This window comes from Burkholderia catarinensis (genome assembly GCF_001883705.2).
In the GTDB taxonomy this organism is placed as follows: Bacteria; Pseudomonadota; Gammaproteobacteria; order Burkholderiales; family Burkholderiaceae; genus Burkholderia; species Burkholderia catarinensis.
Map to the genome: position 1 here is coordinate 22,372 of NZ_MDEQ02000024.1, position 16,292 is coordinate 38,663.

Here is a 16,292-nt window from a genome sequence, read left to right on the forward strand (position 1 = left end):
GGATCGGCTCGGCCAACGGTGTCCCGACCGGGCGCCGTCGTCGTGCACGGGCCGCACCGGGAGACGACCATGCTTTATCGCGGAAGCTGTCACTGCGGAGACGTGAAGTTCGAGGCGGAAGGCGACCTGCAGGGTGTGATGGCGTGCAACTGCTCGATCTGCCGGCGCAAGGGCGCGCTGATGTGGTTCGTGCCGCGCGACCAGATGAAGCTCCTCACGCCCGACGAGAACCTCGCGACCTACATGTTCAACAAGCACGTGATCAAGCACCTCTTCTGCAAGCGTTGCGGGATCCATGCGTTCGGCGAGGGCGTGCATCCGAACGGTACCGCGATGGCTGCGATCAACGTGCGCTGCCTCGAGGATGTCGACCTCGACGCGCTGCCTGTCACGCACTTCGACGGCCGCTCGCACTGAGCGGCGCGCCGGCGCAGGAACGGATGCGCGGCGCTCAGGACGGTTGTGCGGCAGCGACGCCCGGCGCAGGCGTTTCCGCTTGCGGCGCGGGGCCCGCGGTGCGCGTGCCGGCGCGGGCCGGGCGTTCGATCAGCGGCGCGAGCGCCGGCGCCATCGACTTCAGCAACTGCACGGCCATCGCACTCGTGAAGTCGTAGCGTGCCGCATACGGTTCGTGCGCGGTAGCCGTCAGGACCCCGAAGAACCGGTCGCCGAGCACGAATACAAACGTGCCGCTGCGGTTGACCTTGCGCGACTCGATCAGGCGCGCGCCGCGCGCATAGACGTTGAAGCGCTGGTCGCCCGTCCCCGTCTTGCCGTACACGTCGAGTGTCTTGCCGTCGGGCAGCGTGAAGCCGCCCGCGAGGCGGCGCGCGGTGCCGTTGAGCACGACGTCGCGCAGCAGCGTGTGCACAACGTTGACGATTTCCGGCGACAGCGTCGGCTGCGGCTGCGCGGCCGCGCGCACGAAGCGGGTTTCGTACGGCGTACCCTTCGCGAAGTCGAGCCGGGTGATCGTCTCGGTCGGTGCTTTCTGGCCGCCGTTCGCGATCAGGCCGATCAGTTTCGCGAGCGCGTCGGGCTGGTCGCCCGACGCGCCGATCGCGGCCGCGTAGGACGGCGTGACTTCCGCGAACGGGTAGCCGAGCGCGCGCCACGCTTTCGTGATCTCCGCGTATGCGCGCAGCTCGACCATGCGGCGGATGCGCCGGTCCTGGGTCCCGTGGTAACGGGTCTTGTACAGCCACGAGTACGTGTAGAAACGCGCATCGCGGCTGTCGCGCTGAACATCGCCGAGCGGCGCGCCCGGATGCGCGCGCAGGTAGTTGAGCGTCCACAGTGCGAGCGGATGGACGCTCGCGATATAGCCGCGATCGTTGAGGTTGAAGCGGTCGATCGCGTACTTCGCGTAGAGCGCGGCGAGATCGTCGTCGGACAGCGTCGCGGCCGGCGTGCCCTTCAGTTGCGTGCGCATCTGCGCATCGAACCACGCGAGCGATTCGTTCGGCGCGACGCTGCGCAGCACCGTCGCGATCTTCGGCGGCGACTTGCGCACGTCGTGCAGCATCAGCGCGAGCGCATCGTCGGGCGCCTTGCCCGCATAGCGCGTGTAGTAGCGCTTCACGTAGACCTGGCTTTCGCCGTCGACGAATTGTTGCAGGTAGTGCTGGCGCTGCGCGGGATCGCCGAGCCACGACGACGACGGGCCGGCCGCCTGCAGCGTCTCGTAGTGGACGATGTCGCGCATCAGCCGCACGAACACGAGGTTGACCGAGTGCTCGAACGCCGCGTGCAGCGTCAGGATGCGGCCATTGTCCGACTTCTCGAAGTTGGAAAACACCTGCGCGCCGCCGCCCGTGTAGAACACGTCGGGGCTCGCCGAATACTTGCGCTCGACGGCCGCGTCGAGCATCGCCTGCAGCGAGCGGTCGCGCGTATGCGACAGGTAGTCGAGCGCCCAGTGAGACAACCCGTCGACCGGGTCGGGCTTCACGCGCGCGAGCGCCGCGTTCGACAGGTTCGCATAGCGCGCATGCAGGTCGGAGACGATCTGCAGGTACGTGATCAGCGTGCGCAGTTTCGCGGTCGAGCCGAGGTTGATGCGGCCGCCGCGATTCACGTCGAACGGCTCGTTCACGCTGTCGGTCTGCACGCGCAGCAGGTTTGCGCCGTTGCGGCGTTCGTACAGCGTGAAGCTGTACGTGAGGTGAGACGGGTCGTCCTTTGGCGCGAGCATCTCGAAACCGTACAGGCCGGCGGCCTGCGCGCCGTCGCGCGTCGATGCCCGCGCGAGCCGTTCGGCGACGGCCTGCTGCACGCCGTTGTCGAGCGTGCTCGTCGCCTCCAGGTCGAACTGGTCGAGCTGGTACACGTCGCTGATACCAAGCGCCGACAGCAGCGATGCGCGCGCGGACGTCACGGCCTTGCGCGACACGAACGACTGCACGTGCGCTGTGGCCGGCGGCGCGCTGCGTTCGATCTGCGCGGAGAGCGCGGCATCGCGCAGCGCGGGGGAGATCACGCCGCCGCCCGACAGCAGCCGCAGGTAGCTGTCGGTCAGCCGCTGCAGCGCCGGAAAGCCGCCGTTGAGGAAGTACGACGGCGCGCGCTGCGCGATGATCAGCGACAGCACCTCGCGGAACGTCTTGCCCTGTTCGTCGACGTTGTCGCCGGTCGTCGGCGCGGACAGGATGCGGTTCACGTCGTTGAAGTCGCGGCCGTACCAGGCGGCGAGACCGTCGCCGATGCCGGTGATTTCGCCGATATGCGGCCGCGCGGCGAGCGGCACCGAGTTCAGGTAGCGCACGACGATCGTGCGGCGCGCGAGCATCGTCTGCGGGCCGTCCAGGTACGCGCGGATCGACGCGGACGCGATCTGCCGCAGCTTCTCGGGCGGCGTCGCGGTGCGGCCGTCGGGCGAATGGCGGAACTTCTCGATCTGCGTCGCGAGCGTGCTGCCGCCCGGGCGCGCCTGGTGGCGGTCGACGACGTGCAGCGCCTGGTCGGCGAGCGCGCGGCCGAAGCGCCCCCAGTCGATCGCGGGGTTGCGGTTCGGTTGGTTCGCGTCGAGCAGGTAGCGGTCCTCGATGAACAGCAGGGAATCGGTGATCACGCGCGGCACCGTGTCGAAGTCGGCGTAGACGCGTTGCGGGAACACGGTCGCGAACAGCGGCGAGCCGTTCGAATCGAACAGCATCAGGCCTGTCTGGTCTTTCTCTTCGTAAGGGAGGAACAACCCGCGACCGGCGAGCGACAGCATGCGTTGCGAATCGCGCGCCTGCTTGGCGACGACGAAGCCGCGCGCGAGCAGCCGCTCCTGGAACGATGGAATCATCGCGTAGCCGAGGCGCTCGTCGTAAGGGCCGTTCGCAGGGAAGCGGATGTGATCGCTCGCCCCCGTTTCGACCGTGTAGCCGACGTCGCGGGTGAGCTCGGACAGGTAACGGGCCTGCAGCCGGGACGTTTCGATCTCGGTCTGCACGAGTCGCGCGACGATTGCCACCGCGATCAGCAGTGCGGCGAGCAAAGACCACTTGACCCACGTCCAGACCGATGCGAGGCCGGTCACGCGGGGCAGGATGCGATTCAACGGCCGATTCATGGCGGCGTCTCCCTGAGGGCGCGAGTTGTCCGGCCGCACCCCATTAAGGATTAGTGTAGTCCTCCGCGGCGGGCTGCCAAGGGTGGTTGACTACCGAGATGCGCGGACGCAACAGGCGTGCCCGCGCCCGGCGATCGACCGGCCCGGAGCCTGTCGGGGCTTTGCCGGCGCGCCGTCCCGGCCGTTCGGGAGGCGGGCGGGACGGCTGCGAGCCGGTGCGAAAAAGGGTGCGGGATTCCACCTTCATTCAACTGACGAAATGGTCGATCAGGTGATCGACGAAAAGTCGGGCCTTGCGCGGAAAGTGGCGCCGGCTCGGGTACGCGATATTCATCTCGAGTTCCTCGAGCCGATAGCCGGGAAGCAGCGCCAGCAGCCGGCCGTCATCGAGATCCGGCTTGACGAGGAAGTCGGGCAGGACCGCGATGCCCATGCCCGACAGCGTCCAGTTCCGGATCAGCCCGATGTTGTTCGACGACGCGGACTTGTTCGGGCGCACGGTGAAGCGCGTGCGGTCCTCCTGGTCGAACGACAGATGCTCGCCCGCGAAATCGGCGTGAAACGTCAGGCACGCGTGGGACGCGAGGTCGTGCGGATGGGCCGGCGTGCCATGCCCGTCGAGATACTGCGGTGCCGCGCACACGATGCGTTCGAGTCGCATGAGCGGGCGTTTCACCAGCGTGTTGTTGCTGATGTGTTGGGACAACAGCAGCCCGACATCGAAACCCTCGGAGACGAGGTCGACATGGCGGTCCACGATCGTGACTTCCGGCACGATCGCTGGATGCAGCGTCTTGAACGCTTCGATCGCGGGCGCCAGCACGTGCATGCCGAACATGACCGGCGCGGCGATTTTCAGCGATCCGATCGGCTCGTGGTGCATCGACGCGATCGTTTCCTCGACCCGGTCGATTTCCTCGATCACATGACGTATCTGCGCCAGATAGAGGTGGCCTGCATCGGTCAGCGACAGGCTGCGGGTCGTGCGATTCAACAGGCGTGCGCCGAGCCGGTCCTCGATGCCCATGACGAGGCGGGTGGCCGACGAATTGGAGATGTTCAGTTCCGTGGCTGCGCGCGCGAAACTGTGCAGTTCGGCGACCTTGACAAATAGTCGCATCGGTAGGAGTTCGTCCATTTTTTTGTCGATAAAAAGAAAGCGGTGATTGAATTCTATCTATCGGTTTATTGAATTTGAACGAATCGTTTGGATGATTGATTATTATGAAATGGCGTGTTTATCTTGCGTGCTGGCGGCTGCAGAATAGCGGGTTCGAGGGGCGTTGGCAGTCGAATTGCAGATTCGATTCTGATTTTGTTTAAAGCTTTTTTATGAATTTGTATTTAGTAATTGTACGAAATTTTCGGGAAATATTGTGTGAAAGTATTCGATTTTATCGATGCAATATGATGCGAACGGGACGCGTCCCTATCGCCACAGCAGCTTCGCGCGATCGTGCCGGCGCACGGCCTCGACGAAGCAGTGGATCAGGTAGTCGCAGGCAATCGTGTTCAGCGCATCGCGGCGCGTGAGCACGCCGACCGACACGGCCGGAATCGTTTCCTCCACGTCGATCGCGACCATCCGCTCGCGGATCCAGTCGACCTCCATGAAGCCCTTCGGCACGCACGACACGGTATCGGTATGCACCGACAGCGAAAACGCCGCGCTGAACGACGTGCATTCGACGATCGGCTGCGGCGCCGGATAGCCGTGCGCGACGAACACGTCCTGCAGCAGCCGGCCGATACTTTCCGGCGACGTGTTGAGGATCCATTGCGCATCCTGAAGCTGCGCGAGCGACGTGCAATGACGCAGCGGATTGCTCGCGCGCGTCATCAGGATCAGTTCCGATTCGAGCAGCGACCGGAACGTGAATTCGGGCGACAGCCGTGCCGCGTCGACGATCGCGATCACGAAGTCGAGCGAGCCGTCGCGCAGGCGCGGCAGCGCCGTGTCGAGAAAACCTTCGCGCACGTCGAGGCGGATCGTCGGCATCCGCTGCCGGAACGCGTCGAGCGCGGCCGGCAGGAAGCCGAGCGACATCAGCGGCGTCAGCGCGCACGCGAGCGCGCCTTCCTTGCCGCCCGACAACTGGATCACGTCGTCGCGCGCGTGCTGCATCTCCGCGAGGATCAGCCGCGCGCGCGCATAGACGGCCTGCCCGCAACGCGTGAGTTGCGCGCCGCGCGCGTTGCGCGTGACGAGCGGCACGCCGAGATCGAGTTCGAGTTCGCGGATCGCCTTCGTCAGCGCGGGTTGCGACAGGTGGATCGCGCGCGCGGCCGCGCGCAGGCTGCCGTGTTCGGCAATGGCGGCAAGCGCCCGGAGCTGGTGGTGTTTCACGGCGTGGCGGGGCGCGGCGGCAGTGGCGACGTTCCTATCCTACACCGCGCCGCCGCGTTGAAAGCACGCGATAACCGTGCGTTATCACGATCGAAAAATGTCGCTCCGGGCTGCGTATTTTGAATGCCTAGACTGCATGCGCAGGCCGTCGAACCGGCCGCGCACATGACCGGCATAACCAGTACGGAGACACACCTTCATGAAGGCGCCCCGAGCGGACAGCATGTTCGGCGGGCATGTCGGCGACGCTGCCGCATCCCCGTCCAATCGCCAGCTGATCGTCGCGATCACGATCGGCAACGGCCTCGAATTCTTCGATCTCACCGTGTTCAGCTTCTTCGCGGTGCTGCTCGGCAAACTGTTCTTTCCGGCCGTGTCCGCGCAGCAGCAATTGCTGATGTCGGTCGCGACGTTCGGCGTCGGCTTCATCGCGCGGCCGGTCGGCGGCGTCGTGATCGGGCTCGTCGCCGACCGCTTCGGCCGTGTGCCCGCGATGAACCTCACGCTCGTCACGATGGCGATCGGCACCGGGATGATCGGCGTGCTGCCGACCTACGCGCAGATCGGTGTCACGGCGCCCGTGCTGGTCGTCGCCGCGCGGCTGCTGCAGGGCTTTTCGGCCGGCGGCGAGGTCGGCGTATCGACGTCGCTGCTCGCCGAGCGCGCGCCGCCCGGCGAGCGTGGCTATTACACGAGCTGGCAGTTCGCGAGCCAGGGCGCCGCGGCGCTCGCCGGCTCGTTCGTCGGCTTCCTGCTGTCGTCTTGCCTCGACACGGCATCGCTCGAATCGTGGGGCTGGCGCGTGCCGTTCCTGCTGGGCGTGCTGATCGCGCCGGTCGGCCTCTATCTGCGCGCGCGCTTCAACGCGATCGAGCAGCACGCACCGGCCGCGGCCGCGCGGCGTTCGTCCGCGGTGCTCCGCACCGTGCTGCGGCGCGACGGCCGCGCGGTGCTGACCGCACTCGGCCTCGTGATCGGCGGCACGGCCGCGCACTTCATCGTGCTCTATTACATGTCGACGTACGCGATCAGGGTGCTGCACCTGCCGATGGATACCGCGCTGTGGTGCGGAATCCTGTCCGGCGCCGTGATGTTCGTCGCCGCGCCGATCGGCGGGCGGCTGTCGGACCGCACCGGCAGCAAGCGCGTCGCGCTGTGGTCGCGCATCGCGCTGACCGTGCTGATCCTGCCGGGCTTCTGGCTGATTCGCGCGGTGCCGTCGATCGCGATGCTGTATGCGGTCGTGATGCTGCTCGCCGCGCTGCACTCGATCAACGCCGGCGCGAACGGCGTGATCCTCGCCGAGCTGTTTCCGAAGAGCACGCGCGCAACCTCGCTGTCGATCGCGTATGCGGGCGGCGTGTCGATCTTCGGGGGCTTCGCGCAGTTCATCGTCACGTGGATGATCGGCGCGACCGGCAACCCGGCCGCGCCTGCGTGGTACGTGATCGTCTGCGGCGTGCTGTCGCTCGTCGCGCTCGCGTTCGCATCGGATCGCAGCGATCACGATGCGTGACCGACGCCGCTTCCCTTTTTCCTCTTCGCCCCGAACCGTATGACCGCCACCGTTTCGTTTTCGCCCCCGCCCGCCGACGTCGCGGCCGGCGACCTGTGCGACCTGTCCGCGCGCACGATGCTCGACCTGCTGAAGAGGCGGCAGATCAGCGCGTGCGACCTGCTCGACGCGCATCTCGCGCGGATCGCGGCGGTCAACCCGCGCGTGAACGCACTCGTGACCGTGGTCGATCCCGACGTGCTGCGTGCCCGTGCGCGCGAGATCGACGCCCGCTGGATGCGCGGCGAATGGCAGGGGCCGCTGCACGGGCTGCCCGTGTCGCAGAAGGATCTCACCGCGACGCGCGGCGTGCGCACGACGTACGGCTCGCCGTCGTTCGCCGATCACGTGCCGCAGCACGACGCGCTCGTCGTGCGCCGCTGCGCGAGCGCCGGCGCGCTGATGATCGGCAAGTCGAACACGCCCGAATTCGGCGCCGGGTCGCATACGTTCAACGACGTGTTCGGCGCGACGCGCAACCCTTGGGACCTGACGCGTTCCGCGGGCGGCAGCAGCGGCGGCGCGGCCGCCGCGCTCGCGTGCGGGATGAACCCGCTTGCGTGCGGCAGCGACATGGGCGGCTCGCTGCGCAATCCGGCCGCATGGAACAACGTCGTCGGATTGCGGCCGTCGCCGGGGCGCGTGCCGCGCGCGCCGGACCTGAACGGCTGGGCGACGCTCGGCGTCGACGGGCCGATGGCGCGCGATGTGGCCGACACCGCGCTGCTGCTCTCCGCGATCGCCGGGCCGGGCGGCGAGACGGCAACCGAACTCGCGGAACCGGGTGCACGCTTCGCCGTGCCGCTCGAGCGCGACTTCCGCGGCACGCGGATCGCGATGTCGCGCGGCCTGCCCGGCGTGCCGGTCGATCCGGAGATCGGGCGTGCGGTCGATGCGCAGGCACGCGTGTTCGCGGCGCTCGGCTGCGAAGTCGAATTCGACGATCCCGATCTCTCGGAAGCCGAGGACGTGTTCCGCATCGAACGCGCGTGGATGATCGGCACGCTGGTCGACGGGCTCGACGACGCGCAGCGCGCGACGCTGAAACCCGAGATTCACGACGAATACCGGCTGCATCGCTCGCTCACGGCTGCCGATCTCGGCCGCATGTTCGTGCGCAAGACGCGCCTGTTCGAGCGGATGCGCACGTTCATGCAGCGCTACGCGTTCTACGTGCTGCCGACCACGCAGGTAATGCCGTTCGACGTCGGCTTGCGCGTGCCCGCGAACGTGCCGGGTGCGACCGGCGCGTCGTACATCGACTGGATGCGCGTGTGCTGGTACCTGTCGTCGACCGAGGCGCCGATCCTGTCGGTGCCGTGCGGCTTCGGCGCGACCGGTCTGCCGATCGGCATGCAGATCGTCGGCCGCTACCGCGACGACTGGGGCGTGCTGCAGTTCGGCCACGCGTACGAAGTCGCGGCCGGCCGCCGCTGGACACGGCCGGCTGTCGTCGCCGACGCGATGCGCTGACCGTCTTTCCCGATTCATCCCTGACCGTTCCGGTTCGCACCGGAGCAGGCCGCGCGCCTGCGGGGGACGCGCACGCCTGCGTTTCGCCATTCGACCCGCGCAATGGAGACCTTCCGATGAAAAAACGGCTGTTGGCAGGCGCGGGTGTCGCGCTGATCGCGGGTGCGGCGCATGCACAGAGCAGCGTGACGCTGTACGGCATTATCGACGAAGGGCTCACCTACACGAGCAACCTCGCAGTGGCCGGTCCGAACGGCACGGCGAGCGGCAAGCCCGCGTGGCGGATGCTGGGCGGCGTGCAGCAGGCGAGCCGCTGGGGGCTGCGCGGTGTCGAGGATCTCGGCGGCGGGCTGGCGGCGATCTTCACGCTCGAGAACGGCTTCGACCCGAGCACGGGCAAGCTCGGGCAGGGCGGGCTGATCTTCGGCAAGAAGGCGTTCGTCGGGCTGTCGGGGCCGTTCGGCACCGTCACGCTCGGGCGGCAGTACGACACCAATGTCGACTTCCTCGGGCCGCTCGAGGCCGCCGCGCTGTTCGGCGGCTACATGGTCGCGCACCCCGGCGACCTCGACAACGTGAACAACGCGAACTCGACCAACAACGCGATCAAGTTCACCAGCAACGATTACCACGGGTTCCGCTTCGCGACGATGTATGGCGTGGGCGGCATCGCGGGCGCGACGACGCGCAACCAGGTGTGGTCGATGACGGCCGGCTACGCGCGCGGGCCGCTCGCGGTCGCGGCCGGCTACCTGAATGCGCGCAACCCGAACGTGTCGTTCTTCGGCACGACCGGCGGCCCCGCGCCTGCCGTGGGCGGCGTGCCCGGCAACAACATGCTGTCGCCCGTGTATTCGGGCTATGCGTCCGCCCGCACACTGCAGGTCGCGGCGGCGGGTGGCACCTACGCGATCGGCGCGGTGACGCTCGGCGCGATGTACACGAACACGTCGTTCCGCCAGCTCGGCGACCTGTCGTCCGGGCCGAACCCCGGCGGCGTGTCCGGCAACGCGGTGTTCAACAATGTCGAGGCGAGCGTGCGCTACCAGTTCGCGCCCTACCTGTTCGGCGGCGTCGCGTACGACTACACGCGCGGCGGCGGCGTGAACGGCCGCGACGGCGCAACGTATCACCAGGTCGCGGCGGGGCTTGACTACTTCCTGTCGAAGCGCACCGACGTGTATCTGACCGCCGTCTATCAGCGCGCGTCGGGCACCGACTCGACGGGGCGGCCGGCGGTCGCCGCGATCAACGGGCCCGGTGCGTCCGCGAACGACCGCCAGTTCGAGGCGCGGATCGGCATGCGGCACAAGTTCTGAAGGGGGCGTCCGCGGCGAGCGGTGATATGCTCGCGGCACGCCCGCGACCGACGGGCGGATTCCGACTGTCCGTGCGCGGCCCCGACGCCGCGTTGCGCGGCGTTTCCGAGGGAAGAACCGACATCATGAGCCGCAAATTCATTCTGAAGGGCGACACGACCGACCACGGCGGCGTCGTGCTCGACGGGATCGCCAATTCGTCGTTCGACGGGCGCGAGCTCGCCTATCTCGGCGCGGCCGTGTTCTGCGCCGCGTGCAAGTCGCCTGGCGTGATCGTGTCGGACGGCGGCGAGCGGACGATGACCGTGATGGGCAAGGTCGTCGCGCTCGAACACGACCTGTGCCAGTGCCTGTGCACGCCGCAGCCGAAACTGATCGCGTCGCAGGCCACGGGCACGATCACGGGGTGAAACCCGCCGCGCGGATGCGGTTTCCGTCCGCGCAACATTGGCACACGGCCACCCGCCGTCAGGCGCTGCCTTCCGTCTCGATCACGAGGATGCGCGCTTCGCCGAGCGGATGCGCGACGTGCTCGGTGCCGGCCGTCGCGTGGAAGACGTCGCCCGTTTCGAGCACGGTCGCGTGCTCGACGCCTGCATCGCGATAGCGCATCTCGACGCGGCCATCGAGCACCGCGAACACTTCCTCGCCGTCGTTCACGTGCCATCGATACGGCTGGTCGGTCCAGTGTAGGCGGACCGTGGTGCCGTTCAGGTTCGCGATGTCGAGCGCACCCCACGCGCGGTCTGCGGTGAATCCGGTGCTGCGGATGATGTTCATCGATGCGTTCTCCTGCGCGAATGCGCGTCGTCTCCGGTCAATTCCCTCTGCACCCGCGTTCAGCGCGACATCGCGCGCAGCGCCTGCTCGATCTTCTGCTTGCGGTTCGCAAAGCTGGCCGCCGAACGTTCGGTGACGCGCTTCACGACCGAGGCCGGCGCGGTGTCGGGCGAACCGGCGTCGAACGGCGGCGCGGGCGCGTATTCGAGCTGCAGCTGTATCGACTGAGCCTCTTCATCGCCGGCCAGTTCCGCGGCGATCGTCAGCGCGAAGTCGATGCCGGCCGTCACGCCGCCGCCCGTGATCAGGTTGCCGTCGCGCACGACGCGCTCGCGCACTGGCACCGCGCCCAGCGGTTCGAGCAGCGCGTGGAACGCCCAGTGCGTCGTCGCGCGCCGCCCGCGCAGCAGGCCGGCCACGCCGAGCAGCAGCGCGCCCGTGCAGACCGACGTCACATAGCGCGCGGTGGCCGCACGCTGCTGCACGAACGCGATCGTTTCGGCATCGAGCAGCAGGTCGTTGATCCCGATGCCTCCCGGAATGCAGATCACGTCGAGCGGCGGGCAGTCGTCGAACGTGCAGGTCGGCGTGAGCGCGAGGCCGCTGCTCGACGCGATGGCCTCACGCGATTTCCAGACCAGATGGACGGTTGCGTCGGGCAGCGACGCGAGTACGTCGTGCGGGCCGGTGAGATCGAGTTGCTGGACGCCCGGAAACACGAGAAGGCCGATATGCAGGGGCATGCGGAGACTCCGAATGGAAGTGGAACGCGCCGTTCGGCACGGGATGGACAGATCGATTCTAGGCGCGTAGTGTTTGGCGAAATTGCCATATCACCCACGTTTTCAGCCAATCGCCATGCCTGCCGCCCCGCGTTCGATCCTGGTTCTCGCGTTCCCCCGTGCGCAACTGCTCGACGTGTCGGGGCCGCTGCAGGTGTTTGCGTCCGTCAACGAACTCGCGCTGGAACGCGGTCAGCCGGCGCCGTATGCGCCCCGCGTCATCGCGGCCGATGCCGGGCCGCTCGAGACGTCGTCGGGCCTCGTCGTGCTGGCCGAGTCGCTGCGCTCGGCCCCGCGCCATCCCGATACGCTGATCGTCGCCGGCGGCAAGGGCGTGCACGCGGCATCGCAGGATGCGCGGGTGGTGGGCTGGGTGCGGCAGCAGGCGGAGCGCGCACGGCGCGTGGCGTCGGTCTGCACCGGCGCGTTCCTGCTCGCTGAGGCCGGCCTGCTCGACGGGCGGCGCGCGGTCACGCACTGGGCGCGCTGCGACGAATTCGCGGCGCGCTACCCGAACGTGCGCGTCGAATCCGACCCGATCTTCATCCGCGAAGGTGCGCTGTGGACGTCGGCCGGCGTGACGGCCGGCATCGATCTCGCGCTCGCGCTGGTCGAGGAGGATCTCGGGCGGGCGACCGCGCTCGATGTCGCGCGCGAACTCGTCGTGTTCCTGAAGCGACCGGGCGGACAGGCGCAGTTCAGCACGTTGCTGTCGATGCAGCGCACCGACGACCGGTTCGGCGAGCTGCATGCGTGGATGGCCGAGCACCTGAGCGCCGACCTGTCGGTGCCCGCACTGGCCGAGCGCGTGCGCATGAGCGAGCGCAGCTTCGTGCGCCACTATCGCGCGGGAACCGGCCGTACGCCCGCGCGCGCGGTCGAGCAGATCCGCGTCGAGGCCGCGCAGCGCCTGCTCGGCGAAACGGCATGGCCCGTCAAGCGGATCGCCGCGCGTTGCGGCTTCGGTTCGGAGGAGACGCTGCGGCGCAGTTTCGTGCGCGTGCTGGGTGCGTCGCCGCAGGAGTATCGCGAGCGGTTCGTGCGGTGACACGCGGCACGTGATCGGGGCCGGAGCGGTTGCCGTCCTGGACTGAACGGAAACCGGTCGATTTCCAGTCCGAAATGCCGAAACTATTCGGGACGGGAGAACAATAGCCGGGGGCTTGTGCCGTGCCTGCCGCGCGCTCTATTCTGTTTCGTTGGCGATCCGAAGGGGGGAGCAGCATGGACCGAATCCAGGCAATGGAAGTTTTTACCCGCGTGGTCGACGCGAACAGTTTCACACGCGCGGCCGACACGCTCGCGATGCCGCGCGCGTCGGTGACGACCATCATCCAGAATCTCGAGGCGCTGCTCGGCGTGCGCCTGATGCACCGGACGACGCGCCGGCTGTCGCTGACGCCCGAAGGCGCCGCGTACTACGAGCATTGCACGAAGATCATCTCTGAGATCGCGGAAGCCGACGCGAGTTTCCAGGCGGGCAACCGCAAGCCGAGCGGCGTGCTGCGCGTCCACATGCCGAGTTCGCTCGGGCGGCGCATCGTGTTGCCGTCGCTGTCGATTTTCCGGCAGCGCTATCCGGACATCACGCTCGAGCTGGGGCTTTCCGACCGCTACGTGGATCCGGTCGAGGAGGGCATCGACTGCATGATCCGGGTCGGGCCGCTCGAGGATTCGTCGATGGTCGCGCGGCGGATCGGCATGTTGAAGCGCGTGACCTGCGCGTCGCCCGATTACCTCGCGCGTCACGGCGAGCCGCACGAGATTGCCGATCTTGCCGAACATCATGCGGTGAATTTTCGTTCGAGCCACGGCGCGCGTGCGATTCCGTGGGTATTCATGATCGACGGCAAGCCGTTCGAGGTGCGGATGAACGGGAGCGTCACGGTCAACGATTCGGATGCCTATGTGACGTGCGGGCTCGAAGGGTTCGGGATGATCCAGCCGACACTGTTCATGGTGCTGCCGAACCTGCTCGACGGCTCGCTGGTCGAGGTGCTGCCGGACTGCAATCCGAAGCCGAAGCCGATCTCGATCGTCTATCCGCACAACCGGCATTTGTCGCAGAAGGTGCGCGTGTTCGCCGACTGGATCGCGGAGGTGTTCGAGTCGACGCCGGCGCTGGAGGGTGGGGAGAACTGGCGCGGACGGGTGCAGGGCAAGGCGCAGGTGCAACGCAGTTCGGTAGCGGCGTAGTCCTGTGCGGGACGTGTGTGTGGTCGGCCGCGCGGGGTGCGGCCGACGAACATTGGCGGGCCGCTGGCGTAAAGAGCGGCGTTGATGTCTGTCGATGGGGAGCGGGCGGGATGCTCGAAGCGCGGAAGCGAAACCGGCGAATGGCCAAGACGCAATGAAAAAAGCCGCTGTTCCTTTCAGAACAGCGGCTTTTCGCATTTGGTGGCGAATCAGGGATTCGAACCCCGGACCTGCGGATTATGATTCCGTCGCTCTAACCGACTGAGCTAATTCGCCGAAGAAATGAATTATGCAGAATGGCTGTCGGGCTGTCAATACCTTTTTTCGTCACCCATGAAAAAAGTGGCCGGCAGCCCGTGCCGGCCTCGTCGCGGGGCGGGTTGCCTGTCGCCGGAACGCGTCCGGCAACCGGCAACCCGCCCGCACATCGACATCAATCCCGCGCGTAGATGTCCGAGTCCTTCGTCTCCTTGACGAACAGCAGGCCGATCACGAACGTGCCCAGTGCGATCACGATCGGATACCAGAGCCCCGAATAGATGTTGCCCTTCGCCGCGACGATCGCGAACGCGGTCGCCGGCAGGAAGCCTCCGAACCAGCCGTTGCCGATGTGATAGGGCAGCGACATCGACGTGTAGCGGATCCGCGTCGGGAACATCTCGACCAGCATCGCGGCGATCGGGCCGTAGACCATCGTCACGTAGATCACGAGGATCGTCAGGATCACGATCGTCATCGGCCAGTTGAGCTGTGCCGGGTCGGCCTTCGCCGGGTAGCCGGCCGACTTCAGCGTCGACGCAAGCGTCTTGTCGAACGCCGCGCCCTGCGCCTTCGCGTCGGTTGCCTTGCCGTCGTAGGCCGGGATCACCGTGTCGCCGACCTTGATCTCGGCTGTCGCACCGGCCGGCGCCGCGACGTTCTCGTAGTTCAGGCCGGCCTTCGAGAGCGCGCTTTTCGCGATGTCGCACGAGTTCGTGAACTTCGCCGTGCCCACCGGGTTGAACTGGAACGAGCAGGCGGCCGGATCGGCGACGACCGTGATCGGCGCCTTCTGCGTCGCGAGTTCGAGCTGCGGGTTCGCGTAGTGCGTGAGCGCCTTGAACAGCGGGAAATAGGTCAGCGCCGCGATCAGGCAGCCCGCGAGGATGATCGGCTTGCGGCCGATCTTGTCCGACAGCGAACCGAAGAACAGGAAGAACGGCGTGCCGATCAACAGCGCGATCGCGATCAGGATGTTCGCGCTGGCACCGTCGACCTTCAGCGTCTGCGTGAGGAAGAACAGCGCGTAGAACTGGCCGGTGTACCACACGACGGCCTGGCCGGCCGTCAGGCCGACGAGCGCGAGGATCACGACCTTCAGGTTCTTCCACTGGCCGAACGCTTCGGTCAGCGGCGCCTTCGACGTCTTGCCTTCCGCCTTGATGCGCAGGAACACCGGCGATTCGTTCAGCTGCAGCCGGATCCACACCGACACCGCGAGCAGCAGGATCGACGCGACGAACGGCACGCGCCAGCCCCAGCTGCCGAACGCGTCCTCGCCGATGAGCGTGCGCACGCCGAGGATCACGAGCAGCGACAGGAACAGGCCGAGCGTTGCGGTCGTCTGGATCCATGCCGTGTAGAAGCCGCGCCGGTTTGCCGGCGCATGCTCGGCGACGTAGGTCGCCGCGCCGCCGTACTCGCCGCCCAGCGCGAGGCCCTGCAACAGCCGCATCGCGATGAAGAGCACGGGCGCGGCGATGCCGATCGACGCGTAGCCGGGCAGGAAGCCGACCACGAACGTCGAGACGCCCATGATCACGATCGTCACGAGGAACGTGTGCTTGCGGCCGACGAGGTCGCCGAGCCGGCCGAATACGATCGCGCCGAACGGCCGCACCGCGAAGCCGGCCGCGAAGCCGAGCAGCGTGAAGATGAACGCGGCGGTCGGATTGACGCCGGAGAAGAAGCTCTTGCTGATGTAGGCCGCGAGTGAGCCGGCCAGGTAAAAGTCGTACCACTCGAACACGGTGCCGAGCGACGACGCGAAGATCACCTTCTTCTCTTCGCCCGTCATCGGCGAGTGCGAAATTTGCCCGCCTAACGTTGCCATGAATCGTCTCCAAGTCGCTTGATATAGATGTGCGGCCGCCTTGGGTGGGCGGGCCTGTCGACGATTATTGGCACGGAAACTTACGGCGGGCTGACTCGCGCGTGCAAAACGACTGCGCGTTAACCCGCGCCGAATCGGCCGCATCGGGTGCCGATCGTGGCGCGAACGTCCGGCAAAACACCGGTTTCG

13 protein-coding genes and 1 tRNA gene are annotated in these 16,292 nt (G+C 67.2%); 7 read left to right on the top strand and 7 right to left on the bottom strand.

All coding sequences use genetic code 11. The annotated features are described in order from the left end of the window. Window positions 1-69: 69 nt before the first annotated feature. The gene (locus tag BFF94_RS29465; protein ID WP_128844546.1) at window positions 70-417 is read left to right on the top strand and encodes a GFA family protein; all 348 of its coding nucleotides are present in this window, start codon (window positions 70-72) and stop codon (window positions 415-417) included. A gap of 34 nt (window positions 418-451) precedes the next feature. On the opposite strand, the gene BFF94_RS29470 is transcribed toward BFF94_RS29465, so the two are convergent. The 3 genes from BFF94_RS29470 to BFF94_RS29480 all read right to left on the bottom strand — a co-directional run bounded on the left by BFF94_RS29470 (window position 452) and on the right by BFF94_RS29480 (window position 5,906). Then, the gene (locus tag BFF94_RS29470; RefSeq protein WP_219140129.1) at window positions 452-3,559 is read right to left on the bottom strand and encodes a transglycosylase domain-containing protein; all 3,108 of its coding nucleotides are present in this window, start codon (window positions 3,557-3,559) and stop codon (window positions 452-454) included. Between the two features lie 247 nt (window positions 3,560-3,806). Next, entirely contained in the window at window positions 3,807-4,697 is an 891-nt protein-coding gene (locus tag BFF94_RS29475) for a LysR family transcriptional regulator (protein ID WP_128844544.1), read from the bottom strand. A gap of 291 nt (window positions 4,698-4,988) precedes the next feature. After that, a complete protein-coding gene (locus BFF94_RS29480; protein WP_128844542.1) occupies window positions 4,989-5,906 on the bottom strand; it encodes a LysR substrate-binding domain-containing protein in 918 nt (305 codons plus the stop codon). A gap of 199 nt (window positions 5,907-6,105) precedes the next feature. Between BFF94_RS29480 and BFF94_RS29485 the strand changes: the two genes are divergently transcribed. From BFF94_RS29485 to BFF94_RS29500, 4 genes are all read left to right on the top strand, one after another. After that, a complete protein-coding gene (locus BFF94_RS29485) occupies window positions 6,106-7,422 on the top strand; it encodes an MFS transporter (RefSeq protein ID WP_128844539.1) in 1,317 nt (438 codons plus the stop codon). Between the two features lie 39 nt (window positions 7,423-7,461). After that, complete coding sequence (locus BFF94_RS29490; RefSeq protein ID WP_128844536.1) at window positions 7,462-8,934, top strand: amidase; 1,473 nt, start codon at window positions 7,462-7,464, stop codon at window positions 8,932-8,934. A 116-nt stretch (window positions 8,935-9,050) separates the two neighbouring features. Further along, the gene (locus BFF94_RS29495) at window positions 9,051-10,253 is read left to right on the top strand and encodes a porin (RefSeq protein WP_128844534.1); all 1,203 of its coding nucleotides are present in this window, start codon (window positions 9,051-9,053) and stop codon (window positions 10,251-10,253) included. A 125-nt stretch (window positions 10,254-10,378) separates the two neighbouring features. Then, window positions 10,379-10,663 (top strand): PAAR domain-containing protein, encoded by a 285-nt coding sequence (locus BFF94_RS29500; RefSeq protein ID WP_085042324.1) that lies wholly within the window; start codon window positions 10,379-10,381, stop codon window positions 10,661-10,663. Between the two features lie 58 nt (window positions 10,664-10,721). Here the strand turns inward: BFF94_RS29500 and BFF94_RS29505 are convergent, their stop codons facing one another. Further along, window positions 10,722-11,033: a cupin domain-containing protein gene (locus tag BFF94_RS29505; RefSeq protein WP_128844531.1), complete on the bottom strand. Its 312-nt coding sequence runs from the start codon at window positions 11,031-11,033 to the stop codon at window positions 10,722-10,724. Between the two features lie 59 nt (window positions 11,034-11,092). Further along, entirely contained in the window at window positions 11,093-11,776 is a 684-nt protein-coding gene (locus BFF94_RS29510; protein WP_128844529.1) for a DJ-1/PfpI family protein, read from the bottom strand. A 115-nt stretch (window positions 11,777-11,891) separates the two neighbouring features. Between BFF94_RS29510 and BFF94_RS29515 the strand changes: the two genes are divergently transcribed. Further along, a complete protein-coding gene (locus tag BFF94_RS29515; protein WP_219140130.1) occupies window positions 11,892-12,863 on the top strand; it encodes a GlxA family transcriptional regulator in 972 nt (323 codons plus the stop codon). A 176-nt stretch (window positions 12,864-13,039) separates the two neighbouring features. Next, window positions 13,040-14,011, top strand: a complete 972-nt coding sequence (locus tag BFF94_RS29520; protein WP_128844527.1) for a LysR family transcriptional regulator — start codon at window positions 13,040-13,042, stop codon at window positions 14,009-14,011. Between the two features lie 199 nt (window positions 14,012-14,210). Here the strand turns inward: BFF94_RS29520 and BFF94_RS29525 are convergent. Next, a tRNA-Met gene (locus BFF94_RS29525) sits at window positions 14,211-14,287 on the bottom strand. Between the two features lie 157 nt (window positions 14,288-14,444). Beyond that, window positions 14,445-16,103, bottom strand: a complete 1,659-nt coding sequence (locus tag BFF94_RS29530) for an MFS transporter (protein WP_128844525.1) — start codon at window positions 16,101-16,103, stop codon at window positions 14,445-14,447. Window positions 16,104-16,292: the final 189 nt, after the last annotated feature.